The following is a 16,787-nucleotide window of genomic DNA, read 5'->3' as shown; positions in this document are numbered from 1 at the left end:
ATGGGAACCGAACACACCGACCCGCCGTTGACCGCCGGCGAGCGAGCCGAACTGGCGTGGCTGCGCAAGGAGAACGACTTCCTTCGCGTCCAACGCGACGTCCTCCTGCGCGTGGCCTCCGGCTACGCCCACGACTTCGAAGCGGCGCTGCGCCGCAACGACGGCCAACGCCACCACTGACCCCTTTCCTGTCCGTGCGGGTCGCGGGTCGACGAACCCGGCCTGCTCGGACGCCCCCGCCGTCAGGGCGGTACCTCCCCCCAGACCGCCCTGACGGCACTTACACCTGCCACGGAGGCATGACATGACGAGTACGACCCCGCGCGTGTGGCTGACCCCGCAGGCGCACCACAGGCTCCGCAACGAACTGGTGACCCTGCTGTCGCCGGTGCGCAGTCGCCTGGGCGAGGAGTCCAGCGAGTCGGACTTCCTGTCGCAGCGGGACCGGGAGGCGCGCATCCGTCAGATCAAGGACCTCCTCACCAACGCGATCGTGGGCGAGGACCCACCGGACGACGGCATCGCCGAACCCGGCATGGTGCTCACCGTCAGCTTCGACGACACCGGCGAGTCCGACACGTTCCTGCTCGGGGCACGCGGCGCGGAGCACGGCACGATCGAGGTGTTCTCGCCGGACTCCCCACTGGGAGCGGCGGTGAACGGTGCCCGCCAAGGAGAGCAGCGCGCCTACCGGACCCCGAGTGGAACCACGGTCCGCGTCACCCTGCTGAACGCGGTGCCCTACGGGCAGGCGCGCGAAGAGGAAGTCCGGTGACACCGGCACCTCACGAGCCGTGGCAGGAGGTGTGCCGTGCTCAGTGACCGTGAACGCGAGACGCTGTGCGAGATCGAGCGCAACCTCAGCGACGAGGACCCGAAACTCGCCGAAACCTTCGAGGGCGCTCGGCTGCAAGCCCCGCATGATCGCCACCGCCGCTCGTACGTGGCTCTGCTGGTGATCGCCGCGCTGCTGAGCGTCCTCGCGATCGCGCTCGGGCACCTGACAGGTGCGCTGGCCTGTGCGCTGGTCGCCGGGTGGACCTGGGGTGCGTGGCAGCGGAGGACCCAATCCGGTCGAGACACGAGGACGCGCTGAGCCACCGCGCCTTGCGCCGCGGGCGCGTACCAACGGACACGACAGGAGTCACCGATGACGGACGCAACCCCGAACAAGCCGGTTGTCGTTGGAGTGGACGGATCTCCCTCGGCGATCCACGCGGCGCGCTGGGCCGCCGCGGAGGCCGCCCGCCGCGGCACCAGCCTGGTGATCGTGCACAGCAGCCCACGAGTACCCGTCCACTCGCCACAGGTTGCCGTGTCGACCGCGGAGTTCAGCGAAGCGGTCCGCGACCAGGCCCGCCACTGGCTGGCCACGGCGGAGGCCTCGGCTGCGGTGCTGGCGCCGCAGGTGGAGATCAGCACCGAACTGCTCACCGGTGGTGCGGCCCAACAACTCATCGGACGGTCGGCCTCCGCCGAACTCGTGGTCCTGGGCTCACGCGGGCTGGGCGGCTTCACCGGACTCCTCGTCGGAGCGATCGCGGTCGCGGTCAGCACCCATGCCCTCTGCCCCGTGGTCGTGGTGCGTGAAGCGCAACCTCAAGCCGACCGTGCCGAGGACGCGCCGATCGTGGTGGGCGTCGACGGTTCCGCCGCCAGCGACGCGGCGCTCCAGTTCGCGTTCGAAACCGCCGCACTCCGCGGAGCACCTGTGCTCGCGGTGCGCACCTGGCTCGATGCCGTGGTCGACGCGACGCGGCTCACCGTGCTGATCGCCGCGAGCATCGAGGCGATCGAGGCCGACGAACGACGGCTGCTCGCCGAGCAGGTGGCCGGCTGCGCGAAGGCCTGTCCCGACGTGCCCGTGCGGATGATGCTCAGCCGCGACGGCTCGGCGCGCGTCCTGGTCGAACAATCCGCGTCGGCACAGCTGGTCGTGGTCGGCACGCGCGGACGGGGAGGTTTCCGCGGCCTGCTGCTCGGATCGACGAGCCAGTCCCTGATCCACCACTCGGAATGCCCCGTCGCCATCATCCCGCCGGCACACCGGTGACCTCTAGGAACAGGGACGGCAACGGGCAATCGGCAACGGCACGAGGAGGCAGCAAGTGACGAAGTCGTTCAGCGACGTTCAGAACCCGCCGCGGGGCACCTGTCGACTGCGACTGGCCCCGGACGAGGTCCGGGAACTGCGCAAGTACCTGTCGGTCATCGTGGCCAGGGTGCGAGCGGCGATGACAGTCGATCCCGATGATCCGGACCTTCCCTCGATCAAGAAACTCACGATCGATCTGGCCGGCGCTCCCGCCGTCCCCGGTGCGCAACTGGTCATGCTCGTCAAGCTGTTGCGCCGCACCCTCGGCAGCGGTGTGCTCATCGAACTGTCGGGGGTGAAGCCGACGATCCTCGCGTCGCTGGTCGCGTTCGGCATTCCTCCTGACGTGGCCGTGATCGACTCACGGGGTCGCCCGTGGACCAAGTGAAGACGCCTGGCCCGCGCGGGCCTCGCGAACCGGCGTTCAGGTCCGCTCTCCACCCATGCCCAGGATGAGCGCGACGGCGTCCTCCGGGCACGCCCCCGGTGTCAGAACCTCCTGCAGCAGCAGGCCGCGGATCGCGGCGACGGCGACGGTGGCCCTGGTCAGCGCTTCCCCGGCGTCGAGCCCTTCGCGCTCCGCCAGCGAGGCCAGCGTCCTGGTGAGGTCGTTCAGCGACGAGATGAACTCGCGGTAATCGTCCGGGCGGTACGCGGCCAGACCCACGACGTGGAAGAACCCGCGGACGCGCGACAGCTGCTCCGGGCGGGTGTAGGCCCGCCAGATCGCCAGGACGAGGTCGTCGAAGGTGCCCTGCGCGGCATCCCGGAACAGCGCCTCGTTGTCGCGGGTCCGCTGTGCCGCGAGCACGGCCGCCAGGACGCCTGTGAGCGACCCGAAGTGGTACCGCAGGAGCGCGTGACTGGTCTCGGTCCGTGCCGCGATCTCGCGGAGTGAGGTCTCCGGCGGTGGAAGGCCGTCGTCGAAGACGTCGAGGAGCCGCGCCAGGAGGCGCTCGCGGGCATCGCCGTTGCGTGCCGTGCTTGACAGGACCACCCCCGTAGTTTATCCATTGGGAAAGCGATTTATCCATTGGAAAAACCGCGGAGGGCTTGTGGGGCGTTTCCAGGTGGTGGGCGCGACGGTCGTGGACGGGTCAGGTCGCGATCCGCGAGACGTCGCCGTCACGGTCGAGGACGGGCGCATCACCGAGCTCGGTGCCTCCAGCACGAACGGTGAGCGGCTCGACGCCGATGGGCTGACGATGACGCCCGGCCTGATCGACGCCCACGTCCACCTCGGGCTGTCGAGCCTGATCCAGCCGCAGTTCTCGTTCCAGATCAGTGCCGCCGAGATCGCGGCCGACATCTTCGCCACGGCCGGCGCGACGCTCGACGCCGGTTTCACGACCGTCCGGGACACCGGCGGGATCGACGGAGGTGTCGTCACCGCGATCGCGAAGGGCAAGGTCAGGGGGCCACGCGTGGTGTCGTGCGGGCCTGTTCAGTGCCAGACCGGCGGCCACGGCTACTACGGGGCCGAGTGGGAGCCCACCGAACTGTGGAGCAGCCATCACATTCCTGGTCTGTGCGCCCTGTCCATGATGGCGGGCAACGCGGACGAGCTGCGGCGCAACGTGCGCGAGGCGTTCCGGCGCGGGGCGTCGTTCCTGAAGCTCTGCGTGACCGGCGGGGTGGTGGGCGGCAACGACCGGCTGACCGACACCCAGTTCACCGTCGAGGAGATCGCCGTCGCCGTGCAGGAAGCCGAGGCGCGGGGCACCTACGTGACGGTGCACGCCCACAACAACGAAGGCATCCGGAACGCGGTCGAGGCCGGGGCGCGCTGTGTCGAGCACGGCACAGACCTCGACGAGCCGACGGCCGCCCTCATGGCCGCGCGCGGGGTCGCTCTCGTGCCCACGTTCGCCGTCGTCGAGCGGCTGCTGCACGATCCTGCCGCGGCCGGCCTGGACGAGTCGGCACGTGATCGTGCGGCAGGGGTGCGGGAGCGGATGGCCGGGGCGCTCGCCGTCGCCAAGGAGGCCGGGGTGCGGATCGGGCTGGGTTCCGACCTCATCGGCCCGGCCCAGGACCGCCGCGGCGAGGAACTCGGACTGCGCGCACAACTCGAGACACCGATGGACGCTCTCGTGGCGGCCACGAAGACCAACGCCGAGATCATCGGCCTGGCCGACGTGGGCGTCATCGCTCCCGGCAAGCAGGCGGATCTCGTGCTGTGGAAAGGAAACCCGATCGAAGACCCGAACATCTTCGCCGACCCCGCCAACGCCGTACTCGTCGTCCAAACCGGACGTGTTGTGAAGGATCTCCGATGAGCACCATGTGGCACGGTTGCCTGGCCGACACCGACTACTTCGAACTGCGTTCCAGCGGTGGGCACGACTACGGCGTCTGGGTCACCACGCCGCCGCGCTACGACCGCGTCACGACGCAGGCGCCCGTCGTGTACGTGCTCGACGGCAACTGGGCGGTGGGCCTGACGGCCCCGCTCATCGTCACCCAGCACGACCCCATGCAGCAGATCAAGCCGTACATCCAGGTCAGCGTCGGCTACGCGGGTGAGGAAGCGGAGCACTGGGCGAGGCTGCGCAACAGGGACCTCGTGCCACCCGGCGAGCCCGTCGCGAAGGAGTTCCTCGACGCAGTGGAGCTGGGAGTCCAATCGGGTGCGATGACCCGCGAGGAAGCCGACGCCTACGTCGACGAACTGCGCGACACCCGGGGCGACGCGTTCCTGAGCTTCATCACCGACGAACTGCACCCCCGGATCGAACGCGACTACGGCACGGCCCCGAGCGGTCACGGTCTCTTCGGCTACTCCTACGGCGGACTCTTCAGCCTCTACGCCTGGCTCACCGGAACCACGCTGTTCGAGAGCATCGGAGCCGGCAGCCCCGGCGTCGCGGGCGAGGACAGCCGGGTCTTCACGCAGATCCAGGAGCTGGGCGACCAGCAGGCCAAGCTCCACCTCACCTTCAACGACCGGGAGATCCTCGGGAACGTGCCCATCTACCAGAACCTCACGAAGAACGCGGCCACCGTCCTGCACCGCCTCACCGCTCGCGGCGCGGCCGTCACCAGCGAGGTGCTGCGGGACACGCACGTGACCGGTCTGCAGGCCTCGTTCCTCAGCTACCTCAGGACCTGTCGTGCCGTGTGACCGACAGAGCAGCTGAGCCAGGGCAATCACGCAACCCCCACGGCTGCCGCTGACCTCAGGGTTCAATCTCAGTTGCACTGCGGCTCACGGCCTGATCGACTGCACGTGACCAGTCATTCGGACAAGGAGAGGCACATGCGCGTGGCGTTCGTGTTCACCCAGAAGGTATTCGTTGCCTATCTAGAGGACATGACGCTTGTCGCGCACCTTGAACTTGGGGATCCTGGCTCACGTCGACGCCGGTAAGACCAGCCTCACCGAGCGGTTGCTGCACACCGCCGGTGTCATCGACGCACTCGGCAGCGTGGACGCGGGGAACACGCAGACCGACTCGCTCGCGCTCGAACGGCAGCGCGGCATCACGATCAAGTCCGCCGTCGCGTCGTTCGTCGTCGGTGACGTCGTGGTCAACCTGATCGACACACCGGGCCACCCGGACTTCATCGCCGAGGTGGAGCGGGTGCTCGACGTGCTCGACGGCGCCGTGCTGGTGGTGTCCGCGGTGGAGGGCGTGCAGGCGCAGACCCGCGTGCTCATGCGCACGTTGCGGCGCCTGGAGATCCCGACTGTCGTGTTCGTGAACAAGATGGACCGTCGTGGCGCTGACGGGGAGCGCGTGGCGCGCGACGTGGTCGAGAAGCTGGCGACCGAGGCGCCGATCTACCGCGGGTCCGCGATCACCGGTGACGGCCTGGACGAGCTGGTCGCCGGTGTCACGTCGTTGTTGCCGGTGACCGTCACGGCCGGCGGTCCGCTGTCCGGCACGGTGTTCAAGATCGAACGTGGTGGCGCGGGGGAGAAGATCGCGTTCGTGCGGCTGTTCTCCGGGACCGTGCGGGTGCGTGATCGGGTGAAGATCGGTGACCGCGAAGGAAGAGTCACCTCGATCGCCGTGTTCGAGGGCGGCTCGGCGCCACGTCGCGCCACCGCGCGGGCAGGGCAGATCGCGAAGCTCTGGGGCCTCGACGTCCGTATCGGCGACACGATCGGCGTCGCTCACCACGACCGTGTACGCCACTTCGCGCCACCGACGCTGGAAACCGTTGTGGAGTCGGACGATCGGGTGGCTCTGCACTCCGCGTTGCGGCAACTCGCTGAGCAGGATCCGCTGATCGACCTGCGGCTCGACGGCGACGACATCGTGGTCTCGTTGTACGGCGAGGTGCAGAAGGAGGTCATCGAGGCGACGCTCGCCCTGGAGTACGGCGTCGCCGTCACGTTCCGCGAAACGAGAACGATCCGCGTGCAACGTCCCCGGGGCGTGGGTGAGGCGGTGCGGTTCCTCGGTGAGAACCCGCACGCGGCCACCATCGGGTTCCGGGTGGAACCGGGGCCGGAGGAGTTCCGGCTGGAGGTGGAGCTGGGCTCGTTGCCGCTCGCTTTCTTCAGGGCCACCGAGGACGCCGTGCGCGACACGTTGCGCGCTGACCGGATTCACGACTGCACGGTCACGATGACGCACTCCGGATACTCCTCACCGGTGAGTGCGGCGGGCGACTTCCGCGGCCTCGCGCCGATCGTGCTGCGGGAAGCGTTGCGCCGAGCGGGAACCGTGACGTGCGAACCGATGCACCGCTTCCGGCTGGAGATTCCGGTGGACGCACTCGCCGTGACGCTCGCCGCGCTGGGCAAGGCCGGCGCCGTTCCGCTGACGACGACCGCGACCGTCCTCGAAGGACACATCCCGGCGGCGCGGGTGCGTGAGCTGCAACGACGACTGCCCTCCCTGACCCGAGGGGAAGGTGTGCTGGAAAGCGAGTTCGATCACTACGCCTGAAGCGCGTGACGTTCGGTATGAGCGGACGGTGCTACGGGGACACGCAGGCGATGCGACACTCAAGCGATGAACGACTACTCCTGGCCCGAGGACGGTCAGCGGTCGGCGGAACGAAGGTGCGTGGCGTGGAGCGCGACGGTCAGGACACTTCCCGTCGGCGCTCCGATCGCGGGTGAAGTGATCGGGCGGCAGCCCTTTGGAGTCTTCATCCGCATCGACGGCGTACCTGATGCCGTGGGCTTGGCCGAGATCACCGCGATGCCTCTCGACGCGGTACTCCCACCGCTGGGTTTTCGTGTGGCCGGCGTGGTCACCTCGCACGCCGAGCACAATCGCCAGGTGAAAGTCCGCCTCGACAACTGGTGACCGTTACCGGGCACTTGGCGGCATGAGCGAGAGTCCCGACGAGGCGTTGGACCATGTCGCGTCCGCGGGCGCCGTCATCGTCCCGCGGCGAGGCTGGGCACCACGTCGAACTTGCGGTCCATCCCGGTGAGCCTGAGCGGCCGGAGGACCGCGCGCGTGTGTGCCACCACGATGAACTCGACCTCGGCGGTCACGGTGGCCTCCCACACGGCCATCAGGGTGGCGAGGCCGGCGATGCCGAGGAAGCTCACCGCGGTGAGGTCCACGATGAGATCCGGACCCGCCCTGCGGACGTGCTCCTGGAGACGGGTGTGCAGCACTGGCCCACTGCGTGAGTCGACCTCACCGAGCACCGCGATCACGACGGACCCTCGTCGGACGAGCTGTTCTGTGACGGTGAATCGCACGGGGCCTGGGGATCGGCCCAGGGGGCGGGAGACGCTCTGGGCGGTCACGGGCGCCTGGGCAAGACGGACGGTGCTCACGGGATTCTCCTCGGGGAACCGTGGCGACCGCGGGGTCCAGGCGGACGGAGGGCAGAGAAGGCGCAGGTTATGTATCAGGGAGTCCAGGCACAAGCCCGCGTCGGGTACGACCACTCTATCGGGCGTCATCTATGCCCGTACAGCCGTCACGGCAACACGTTGAGCCAGGGCTCCAGTGTTCAGCGCTGGGGCTGATTGGGCTCAGCCAGTGCGGGGACCAGCCTCAGCGCGCGGTTGTGGCGCGGTTCGGTTCGCGTCTTGGCCTCGTCGACCTGCCGGATCAGTTCGCCGCGGACCTCGTTGAGGGCGGCCGGCAGATCCGGCTCGGACGAGGTGGCGACGAGGTGCAGGCGGGGCGTGCGGTTGATCCAGCACTCCAGGGTGACTCGTTGCTCGACACCGCAACGGTCCTTCACGCTGATCTCGAGGTCGACCTGGTCGTCGTGGAACGAGCGCAGGCGCGAGCCCAGTGCGGCCAGACGTTCCACGACCCAGCCGCGTTCGTTCGAGAGGAAGCCGGTGGCGAGGTGCAGGCGGTTGGTGATCACCGCGGCGTCCTCTGGCTTTTCGCTCATCTACTCACTGTCCTTTGTGGAGTTTTCCAGGAGGTGGCCGTGTTGCAGAGTGGAGATCAGCGCCAGCGTCGACTCGGCGCCCTGGTTGCGGTTGGGGCCGTCGGGGGTGAGTCCGTCGTAGCCGCCGCTGGTCTCCTTGTCGTGCATGGGCACACCGAGGTCGTTGGCGCCGTTGAACCACGCGATCGCGTGGCGGACACCGGCTTGCCACCTCAGGTCGCCGGTGACCTGATGGGCGCGAGCGCAGGCGTCGGCGAGCGCCGCGACCTCGACGGGTTGCTGGTCGAACGCCGGGCGGGGTTCGCCGATGCGCCAGCCCCCTGCCGGGGTCGGCGAAAGGCGGCCCTCGCGGGACTCGACGGTCAGCAACCAGTCCAGCAGTCGCAGGCCGTCCTGGCGGATCTGGGGATCGTCGAGGAGGTGGCCCGCGGCGATCAGTGCCTCGGGAAGCACGGCATTGGCGTAGAAGAGCCGGTGTTCGGGCCACGGCCAGTCCGGTGCGTCGGCGGGCTCGCCGACGTACGAAGTGACGTCACCGAGCAGTTTGGCCGCGAGAGCGTGGTCGGCATCGACACCCAGCACCTCGGCCGCGCCGAGCGCCGCGAAGGACATCGCCCGCACCGAGGACGGCCGGTGATGTGCGCTTCTGTCGAAGCAGGCCAGTGCGGCCTGGCGGATCCACGGCACCGGGCAGCGGGCGGCCGCGGTGCCCAACCCCCACAACGCACGTCCCCACCAGTCGCCCAGGCCCGGTTCGTCGTGCCATTCGCGGTCGGGACCGAGCCGGTTGTGGAAGCGGCCGCCATTGGCCTGCGCGTGAGCGGTGAAGGCCAGGTATCGCTCCACCAGAACGATCAACTCGGCGGACGGTTCCGGCTCACGGCACAGCACGACCAGGCCGCGGGCGACGTCGTCCAGGCAGTAGCCGTGTTCCCGGCGGGGCAGCGGACCGTCGGCGTGCTCGTGCAGGCCGGTGTCGTCGCTGAGCCGGATCAGGTGAGCGAAACTCGGGCCGGTCACGTGGTCACCACGACTCGGCCGGCGAGCACGCGCTCCGTCAGACGGCGATACCGGTTCGCGACCGCCGACCAGCTCAGTGCCGGGGCGAGACGCGCCGAACGGTCGCGCATCCCGGCCGCGAGTCCCGGTTCGGTCAGCACCCGCCGCACCGCCGCGGCGATGGCGGCCGGATCGCGGTGGGGCACCAGCAGTCCGGCGCCGTCCGCCAGCAGCTCGACGGCATGTGGGAACTCGGTCGCGATCACCGGTTTGCCGGCGGCGAGGGCCTCGATCAGCACGCCGGACGTGACCTGCTCGGACGAGTCGTAGGGGAGCAGGACGACGTCGGCCTGGCCGACCAGCTCCGCCAGCGCGTCGGCCTCGCGGTAGGCCGGGTCGAACTCGACCAGGTTCGTGACGCCGAACGTGGCCGCGCGGTTGCGCAGATTCCTGCGGTAGATCTCACCCTCGTGCGCCAGCACCTTGGGGTGGGTCTGGCCGGCCACCAGGTAACGGGGCTTCAGGTCGCGCAGTGCGCCGAGAGCGGAGATGCCCCACTCGATGCCCTTGCCACGCCCCAGCAGACCCCAGGTGAGGATCATCGGCCGGTCGGCGGGCGGAGTGTGGGCGGGTGGTTCGACGGGAAGCGCGCCGTGCGGGATCACGACGACCTCGTCGGGCCGCGCGACGGCGTAGCCGTCCACGAGCCGCTGCCGCGCGGCCAGGGACATGGTCACCACGGCATCGGCGTGGCCGACGACCTCTTCGAGAACCTGCCGCTGGCCAGGGGTGGGCGTGGTCAGCACGGTGTGCAGCACGACGATCACCGGCACGCGCAGCCGGGCGAGCACGCCGAGCACGTCCTCGCCGTCGCGGCCGGCGTAGATCCCGTACTCGTGCTGGATCACGACCACGTCGCAGCGGTTGAGCACCTCGGCCGCGTCCTCGACCGCGCCGGGAGTCATCTGGTGCACCATCCGGGTTTCCGCGGAGGCGACCGGCTCGTCCGGCTCCGTGAGGACGCGGACCACCCGGCCCGTGCTTCCCGGTGTCACCGCGGTCAGATGGCGCAGGAGGGACGCGGTGAACGTGGCGAGTCCACATTGCGTGGGCGGATACGTGCTCAGAAAACCGTAAGTGCGGACCACTAAGCGGGCCTTTCGGATTGTCGGAAGCAGACGCTCCACTGTGGACGAATCAGGCGAGGGGTCGCCGCGCCTGGTCCGGGATGTGACCGTGCAGGCTCAGCCTGCGCATCTCGACGTGCTCCCGGCGCGCGGGCAGCGTGATGCGATGCCCGTCCAGCGTGGTCAGGTCGATGGTGCGCACGGGGCGTGAGACGAACCCGTCGAGCTGAGTCCGCCGCCATCGGGCGGCGAGGTGGTAGTAGCTCAGCCACAGGGCGTCGCCCAGTTCGGCGAGCAACGCGCGCCGAGGCCGCTCGGAGGCCGGGCCGGCCGGTGGGGCGATGGGAAGGTGGGATGCCGACATCACGCCGGGACTCCCGTCCCCGGCCGGAAGAACAGCCGGTTCAGTTTTTCGCCGAGTACGACATGGGCTTGACCGCCCACGTACGAGGTGTTCCCGGCAAAATCGACACTACACCAATTCCGATTTGATCAGCAAAACGTGCTTCCTGATTTTTCTGCTATGGCTCTTCGCAGGTGGGGGCGCTATTTGGTGGTCCAGCAAATGCCAAGCAGAAAATATCGTGAGCGCGTAACATGAGGTGAAACACAAAATTCGGCAGAACGTAACTCAATTCGGCTCGCCGGTGGGCCGCGATGTCCTCCGCCCGGCCGCGCGCACGACCGGAACGGAGTGACGGACATGAGCACACCGACGCGAACGACCGAGGTGCTGACCACCGTGCGGCTTCGCCTGCGGCCGTGGCTGGTCGGCGACGCGCAGGCGGCACTGGAGATCTACGGGGACGCCGAGGTGACCCGATGGCTGAGTCCCGACATGGATCAGGTGCTGGATCTGGCGGCCATGCGGTTGTTGTTGCAGCAGTGGATGGCCGAAGGCGCCCGGCTGCGCGCTCCGGCCGGGCGGTGGGCGATCCAGCGCATCGCTGACGACGAGGTGATCGGCGGCGCCATTCTGCTTCCGCTGCCTCCCGGCAACGAGGATTTCGAGATCGGCTGGCAGCTGCGCCCCGATGCCTGGGGCAACGGCTACGCCACCGAAAGCACTCACGCACTCGCCACGTGGGCGTTCAGCCACGATGTCGAAGAAGTCTTCGCCGTCGTGCGGCCCGGCAACACGCGCGCCGCGGCCACGGTCCGGAAGAACGGTATGCACTGGGTCGGCGAGACCACCAAGTACTTCGGCGTCGAACTGCAGGTGTTCCGTCTCCGCCTGGCCGACCTCGACCAGGCGGCACCCACGGCGCTCCAGCCACCTCGCCCCCACGGCGACTGATGGACCGCGGCGGCCTCGTTCATCGCTGAAGAAGCAATGTGCGCCTAGGCACGCGTCAGCGTTTCTGCCAGGAACGGCAAGGCGAGCGCGAGGACCTCGTCGGGTGTCTGGACGTGCGGGTAGTGCCCGGCGCCCTCGATGACCGCCAGGTCACCTCGTCCCCGAGGCAGGTCGGCGATGACCTTCTCGCCCTCGGCGCGCGGGTCGGCCCAGTCGGGGTCGGCACTGCCCATGACGACGAGGACCGGACAGGTGACGTTGGCCAGCTGCGCTCCGGCGTCGGCGGGGCTGGTCTTGCACATGGCCTGAAGGACCTTCATCCGGCCGGGTTCGCGCAGCTTGGCCTCGATGCGGGCGAGCTCGGCGTCCCAGTCGGCGGGCTTGGCCGGCACCGCCAGGTCGAGGTAGCGCTTCCAGCTCTCCAGGCTTCCGCCGAACATGACCTTCGCGAGCTGGGTGTAGCCCGCACGGAAGTGCTTGACGCGCAACAGTCCTGCGAGATCGAGGGACTGCGCGCGGGTGAACGGCGCGAGCTCGATGACGCCGGTGATCACGTCGGGTGCGGTGGCGGCGGCGATGGTCGCGGCACCGCCGCTGATCGACTGGCCGATGATCACGGCCGGGCCGCCGAGGTGGCGGACAACAGCGACCAGGTCACCAGCGATGTCCGTGCGGCTGTAGCCGTTCCAGCCCAGGCTCGAGTCACCGCACCCGCGGATGTCGACGTTCGCGACCCGGTACCCCCTCGCGGCCAGGGCGGGGGCGAGGAAGCGGTAGGAGTGGCGGCTGTCGCCGATGCCATGAGCCAGCACGACGAGCGGACCCTGTCCGGTCACGTCGTAGGCGATGGTGTTTCCGGCGATGTTCAGGTACTCGGTCATGCCGTCCTCCGAAACAAAAGCTAATGACGTTAGCCACAAGCTAATGCCATTAGCTTGACCCTGTCAAGGGTGCGGAGTCTCAGCTGGTGGCACGGCTCGTTCCGGGCATGGGACCGCCGCTGCGCTCGCTCGACCGGGCGAGCCCGGGATGATCGACGGTGCGGGCCGCCCGCGCGTCCAGCGCCCTGGCGAAGTGGTGACCCTGCTGCTGTCCTCCCTCACGGCGACGGCCGGTGCCTGGGCTTCGGGCTGCCCCGCGACGTCGACCGCAGCTACCGCGTCAGCAGAGGCCTGACCTGGGAGTCGGTTCCAGCCGCACCGTGGACTCGGCCCCGCTCAGCAGTGCCGACACCACGTCGACGACTGTCGCGCACCGGGGGTGGCTGTGGACGGCGTCCAGAACCTGTTCGCGGTCCGCGGCGTCCTCGAAGCGCCGGATCCAGACGAAGCTGTCCTCGTCGTCGGCCACGGTGAAGGAGCCGACCACGGTCATGCCCATCTCGCGGTGCAGGGGGATGACGGTCTCGTCCATGTACAGCGCCAGTTCGGGGCCGAGGCCGGCGCGGGCGTGTTCTGTCCGGATCTCGTAGAACATCGAGTTCTCCTCGTCGGCCGTCAGGTCGTTGATGCGGAGCGTTGGGCGGCGAGTGCGTAGACGTCCGGGGATCCTTCCCACGGGCAGGTGCGCCGCACGGCCCAGTGGGTGACCAGCCAGCGTCCGCCGTGCTTGTGCAGTTTCAGCTGCCAGTACCCGCGCATGGTGCAGTGGTCGACGACGCCGGGGTCCGCGGGGACGTGGTGGTAGGCGACCACGTGCGCGCGGCACTCGGCGTCGTCGCCCGACAGGCGCACCTCCAGGTTGGAGGCGGCGTGGTGGGTGCAGTCGAAGCCGGTGAGGGTGCTGCTCGCCAGCGCGACCAGGTCGGTGGCCGCCGTGGTGGCCGGGGGTGTGCCGAAGTGGTGGGTGGACAGGTCGAGCAGCACCTCATCGGCGAGCAGCCGGCGTAGTGCGGCCCAGTCCCTGTCGTCCTGGGAGTGGGCGAGGGCGGCGACGACATCGGCGATGGCCGCGCGGTCGGCCAGTTCTTCGAGGGTGGTCACGCCCGCACCTCCGCGCGGTCGATCAGCGGCAGCACCAGGCGGCTGGGACGTGCCGGTCCGTGGTGGACTCGGTTGATCGCGACGGACGGGTCGTCCTCGGTGGCGATGGTGCCGCCGGTGTTGGTGTTGCGGTCGTAGCGGGGGAAGTTGCTGCTGGAGACTTCGAGCCGGATGCGGTGTCCCGCGAGGAAGACGTTCGAGGTGACGCCTGCGTCGACGGTCAGTTCGTACACCGTGCCCGGTTCCATGAGCGCCGGGTCGGTGAGGGAGTCGCGGTAGCGGGCGCGCTGGATGCCTTCGCACAGCAGGATTGCCCTGCCGTCGGGGTGCACGTCGACGATCTTGGCGGTGAAGTCGGTGTCCGGCGCCGAACTGGAGACGTGGAGCACCAGGCTGACGTGCCCGGTCACTTCGACCGGACGCTCGAGGACGTCGGTGGTGAAGCACAGCACGTCGTCCCGTGCTTCGACCGCTGTCTGGTCGGCCGGACCGGGGTGGCCGCCGGACGCGCCCGCCAGCACGGTGCCGCCCAGCGTGGGAACAGGACGGCGCGGGTCGTGCAGAAAGGTGTCCGTCGCCTCCTCCTGCGCGCCATCGCGTGTCAGAACTCCGTCGCCCGTGGCGGTGTTCGCGCGACCGCCGCCGGCGAGGAAGAAGTCGGTGTAGCCGGTGCCGGGCAGCGGCCAGTCCTCCTCGTCGCGCCACCGGTCGACGCCCATGACGAAGATCCGGACGCGGTGCGTGTCATCGGGAGTGTCCGTCCGGCCGCGGACCCACCGGTCGAAGAACCTGAGGTGCTCGTCGGTGACGTCGGCGGCTTTGATGCTGCCCGCGAGACCGAACGACCGGTCCGGGAAGGTGCCGAGGTCGGCGCCGTCGGGGTGCGCCCAGGGGCCGACGACGAGCCGCTGGCCGTCGCGGGCCGCGGCGCTGCCGCCGTGGTTGCGCATCAGCGTGTAAGACCGGATGGTTTCGCCGATGAACACGTCGTACCAGCCGCCGATCTGAAGTGCCGGGACGGTGATGCCGCCGCAGTGGTCGATCGGGGCGACCTCCTGCCAGAACGCGTCGCGTTCGGGATGGCCGAGCACTTCGCCGAACCACGGAAGGTTGCGCGTCACGGCGTCTCGCCCGGAGAGCGGCAACGGATCGTGCAACTGCCGGGGATCGTCCACACTGGACAAGAGCTTCGGCGCGTCGGCAGGGTCACCGCGGCCGTCGGCGAGATCCCGGCGCAGGTTGCGCAGCGCCGAAAGCGTGCTCCACGTGAGCAGGGTGTCCTGGGACAACGCGCCGCCGGGGGAGTACCACGGTGCGCGGTACAGGTCGGCGGAGCTCATCACGGGTGCGATCGCGCGCAGTGCCGGTGAGGCGTGCACGGCCGCGAGCCATTGTGTGAAGCCCATGTAGGACCCGCCCCACATGCCGACTGTGCCGTCACACCAACGTTGTTCGGCGAGCCACGTGAGGGTGTCGGCACCGTCACGACTTTCGTGCACGCCCGGCACGAACGTCCCGGCTGATCGGGAAGTCCCGCGGACGTCCTGTGCCACCACCGCGTATCCGGCCTCCACGAACGCGAACACGTCCGGCAGCTTCAGGTTGCCGTACGTTCCGGCGTCGTCCTTGCCGTAGGGAGTGCGAATCAGCAGAACGGGGAAAGGACCTGGACCTTCCGGCCGCCACACGTTCGTGGCGAGGCCGATGCCGTCGCGCATCGGCACGGTCACGTCCACGTCGACGGAGAACCTCATGCCCGCACCTGGACCTGTTCGGCGTTCCGGGGCGTGATCATCCAGTGGCTGAACGCGGCGTAGTGCCGCGCGAACTCCTGTGGGGTGGGTGCGTGCTCAACCGCCGCGGACAGTTCCGCGACTCGGGCGTACCGCGGAATCCGGTCGGCCTGGTAGGCCGCCAGTGCGGCGGGCACGTCGCCCGCGGCGAGCAGGTCGCCGAGCAGGTCGCCGAGCAGGGCGGCGTCTTCGATGCCCAGCGTCGCACCGGCGGTGATGTGCGGCGACATCGCGTGTGCCGCGTCCCCGGCCAGCGCGACCCGTGCGGAGACCCAGTGCGGCAGCGGCGGTACGAGCATGATCTGGTTGTGCAGGATCAGCTCTTCCGGTGTCGCGCCGATCAGCTCGGCCAGAACGCCGTCCTGGCCGTCCTCCAGGTGGAAGGCGCGTTCCAACGCCTGTTGCTTGCGGGTACCGGTCAGCGGTGGTGACTTGAACTGGTTCACCAGCCAGTAGACGTTGCCGTCGTGGGTGCGCACGTACCCACCCCGGCACCCGTTGGTGCCCAGGATCAGCCGGTTCCCCTGGACGCCGGTGCCGTCGGCCGGGACGACCGCGCGCCAGACCTGATGACCGCGGTGTTCCTGTGCCGGAGTGCCCGGCACCAGCCGCGTGCGCACCGCCGAGTACGCCCCGTCCGCTCCGACGAGCACGTCCGCTTCCGCGCTGCTGCCGTCGGTCAACCGGACGGTGACGCTGTCAGCGTGCTCCTCGTACCCGTGGAACCCCGTGCCGAGGCGGATGTTCTCGCGTCCCACGGCATCGGCGAGCAGATCGTTCAGCTTCGCGCGGTGCACCAACAGGTACTGGTGGGCCTCGGCACCGAACTCCGGGGTCTCGAGCAGACGTCCGGTGGGGTCGTGGAAGTACATCTCGCTGGGTTTGCCGATGGCGCGCACCTGCTCGCCGATGCCGAGTTCGTCGAACACCGCCAGCGCGTTCGCCCAGAGTCCCAGCCCGGCACCGGCCGCGCGGATCTCCGGCGCCTGCTCGCAGATCAGCACGTCGATCCCCGCCCGGCGCAGGGCGATTCCGGTCGTCAGCCCGACGATTCCGGCGCCGATCACCACAGCCCGCGTCACAGTCATGTGCTTGTCCTCCCAGGGTTTCTTCCTGCATTCGACCGTAGGAGGCCTGGCGGATTAACTCCAGTGCAACTCTGGCAAG

At 69.2% G+C, this 16,787-nt stretch carries 21 protein-coding genes; 10 read left to right on the top strand and 11 right to left on the bottom strand.

Features of this window, described 5'->3' with window-relative positions; genetic code table 11:
* The 5 genes from SK854_RS42725 (at position 1) to SK854_RS42705 (ending at position 2,483) form a co-directional block, all read left to right on the top strand.
* The gene (locus SK854_RS42725) at positions 1-180 is read left to right on the top strand and encodes a hypothetical protein (RefSeq protein ID WP_319980862.1); all 180 of its coding nucleotides are present in this window, start codon (positions 1-3) and stop codon (positions 178-180) included.
* A gap of 124 nt (positions 181-304) precedes the next feature.
* Positions 305-775 carry a GreA/GreB family elongation factor gene (locus SK854_RS42720; protein ID WP_319980861.1) on the top strand — a complete coding sequence of 157 codons (471 nt, stop codon included), beginning with the start codon at positions 305-307 and terminating at the stop codon, positions 773-775.
* A 36-nt stretch (positions 776-811) separates the two neighbouring features.
* Positions 812-1,096, top strand: a complete 285-nt coding sequence (locus SK854_RS42715; protein ID WP_319980860.1) for a DUF3040 domain-containing protein — start codon at positions 812-814, stop codon at positions 1,094-1,096.
* 54 nt (positions 1,097-1,150) lie between these two features.
* Entirely contained in the window at positions 1,151-2,053 is a 903-nt protein-coding gene (locus SK854_RS42710) for a universal stress protein (RefSeq protein WP_319980859.1), read from the top strand.
* 55 nt (positions 2,054-2,108) lie between these two features.
* A complete protein-coding gene (locus SK854_RS42705; RefSeq protein ID WP_319980858.1) occupies positions 2,109-2,483 on the top strand; it encodes a hypothetical protein in 375 nt (124 codons plus the stop codon).
* Between the two features lie 36 nt (positions 2,484-2,519).
* Here SK854_RS42705 and SK854_RS42700 read toward each other — a convergent pair whose 3' ends face one another.
* A complete protein-coding gene (locus tag SK854_RS42700; protein ID WP_319980857.1) occupies positions 2,520-3,092 on the bottom strand; it encodes a TetR/AcrR family transcriptional regulator in 573 nt (190 codons plus the stop codon).
* A 58-nt stretch (positions 3,093-3,150) separates the two neighbouring features.
* Between SK854_RS42700 and SK854_RS42695 the strand changes: the two genes are divergently transcribed.
* From SK854_RS42695 to SK854_RS42680, 4 genes are all read left to right on the top strand, one after another.
* Positions 3,151-4,374, top strand: a complete 1,224-nt coding sequence (locus tag SK854_RS42695; protein WP_319980856.1) for a metal-dependent hydrolase family protein — start codon at positions 3,151-3,153, stop codon at positions 4,372-4,374.
* On the top strand, positions 4,371-5,219 hold the full coding sequence (locus SK854_RS42690) for an alpha/beta hydrolase (RefSeq protein ID WP_319980855.1): 849 nt from the start codon (positions 4,371-4,373) through the stop codon (positions 5,217-5,219). The genes SK854_RS42695 and SK854_RS42690 overlap by 4 nt, the downstream gene beginning before the upstream one ends.
* Before the next feature lie 196 nt (positions 5,220-5,415).
* Positions 5,416-6,996 carry a translation factor GTPase family protein gene (locus SK854_RS42685; protein ID WP_319980854.1) on the top strand — a complete coding sequence of 527 codons (1,581 nt, stop codon included), beginning with the start codon at positions 5,416-5,418 and terminating at the stop codon, positions 6,994-6,996.
* A gap of 66 nt (positions 6,997-7,062) precedes the next feature.
* The gene (locus tag SK854_RS42680) at positions 7,063-7,362 is read left to right on the top strand and encodes a S1 domain-containing protein (protein ID WP_319980853.1); all 300 of its coding nucleotides are present in this window, start codon (positions 7,063-7,065) and stop codon (positions 7,360-7,362) included.
* A 74-nt stretch (positions 7,363-7,436) separates the two neighbouring features.
* On the opposite strand, the gene SK854_RS42675 is transcribed toward SK854_RS42680, so the two are convergent.
* The 5 genes from SK854_RS42675 to SK854_RS42655 form a co-directional block, all read right to left on the bottom strand.
* Complete coding sequence (locus tag SK854_RS42675) at positions 7,437-7,847, bottom strand: STAS domain-containing protein (RefSeq protein WP_319980852.1); 411 nt, start codon at positions 7,845-7,847, stop codon at positions 7,437-7,439.
* Positions 7,848-8,026: 179 nt separating this feature from the next.
* Positions 8,027-8,422 (bottom strand): HPF/RaiA family ribosome-associated protein, encoded by a 396-nt coding sequence (locus tag SK854_RS42670; RefSeq protein ID WP_319980851.1) that lies wholly within the window; start codon positions 8,420-8,422, stop codon positions 8,027-8,029.
* Complete coding sequence (locus SK854_RS42665) at positions 8,423-9,442, bottom strand: hypothetical protein (protein ID WP_319980850.1); 1,020 nt, start codon at positions 9,440-9,442, stop codon at positions 8,423-8,425. It abuts the gene before it with no gap.
* Complete coding sequence (locus SK854_RS42660) at positions 9,439-10,569, bottom strand: glycosyltransferase (RefSeq protein ID WP_319980849.1); 1,131 nt, start codon at positions 10,567-10,569, stop codon at positions 9,439-9,441. Before SK854_RS42660 ends, SK854_RS42665 begins: the two co-directional genes overlap by 4 nt.
* A gap of 49 nt (positions 10,570-10,618) precedes the next feature.
* Positions 10,619-10,912 carry a hypothetical protein gene (locus SK854_RS42655; protein WP_319980848.1) on the bottom strand — a complete coding sequence of 98 codons (294 nt, stop codon included), beginning with the start codon at positions 10,910-10,912 and terminating at the stop codon, positions 10,619-10,621.
* A 339-nt stretch (positions 10,913-11,251) separates the two neighbouring features.
* Between SK854_RS42655 and SK854_RS42650 the strand changes: the two genes are divergently transcribed.
* Positions 11,252-11,845, top strand: coding sequence for a GNAT family N-acetyltransferase (locus tag SK854_RS42650; RefSeq protein ID WP_319980847.1), 594 nt, complete (start codon positions 11,252-11,254; stop codon positions 11,843-11,845).
* 44 nt (positions 11,846-11,889) lie between these two features.
* On the opposite strand, the gene SK854_RS42645 is transcribed toward SK854_RS42650, so the two are convergent.
* The 5 genes from SK854_RS42645 to SK854_RS42625 all read right to left on the bottom strand — a co-directional run bounded on the left by SK854_RS42645 (position 11,890) and on the right by SK854_RS42625 (position 16,708).
* Positions 11,890-12,726 (bottom strand): alpha/beta fold hydrolase, encoded by an 837-nt coding sequence (locus tag SK854_RS42645; RefSeq protein ID WP_319980846.1) that lies wholly within the window; start codon positions 12,724-12,726, stop codon positions 11,890-11,892.
* Positions 12,727-13,006: 280 nt separating this feature from the next.
* Complete coding sequence (locus SK854_RS42640; RefSeq protein WP_319980845.1) at positions 13,007-13,321, bottom strand: NIPSNAP family protein; 315 nt, start codon at positions 13,319-13,321, stop codon at positions 13,007-13,009.
* Positions 13,322-13,341: 20 nt separating this feature from the next.
* Positions 13,342-13,827, bottom strand: coding sequence for a nuclear transport factor 2 family protein (locus tag SK854_RS42635; protein WP_319980844.1), 486 nt, complete (start codon positions 13,825-13,827; stop codon positions 13,342-13,344).
* The gene (locus SK854_RS42630) at positions 13,824-15,581 is read right to left on the bottom strand and encodes a CocE/NonD family hydrolase (RefSeq protein ID WP_319980843.1); all 1,758 of its coding nucleotides are present in this window, start codon (positions 15,579-15,581) and stop codon (positions 13,824-13,826) included. Before SK854_RS42630 ends, SK854_RS42635 begins: the two co-directional genes overlap by 4 nt.
* Positions 15,578-16,708 carry an FAD-dependent monooxygenase gene (locus tag SK854_RS42625; protein WP_319980842.1) on the bottom strand — a complete coding sequence of 377 codons (1,131 nt, stop codon included), beginning with the start codon at positions 16,706-16,708 and terminating at the stop codon, positions 15,578-15,580. Before SK854_RS42625 ends, SK854_RS42630 begins: the two co-directional genes overlap by 4 nt.
* Positions 16,709-16,787: the final 79 nt, after the last annotated feature.

This window comes from Lentzea sokolovensis (assembly GCF_033949975.1).
Taxonomy (GTDB): domain Bacteria; phylum Actinomycetota; class Actinomycetes; order Mycobacteriales; family Pseudonocardiaceae; genus Lentzea; species Lentzea sokolovensis.
This window is presented reverse-complemented; position numbering and strand designations above follow the sequence as displayed.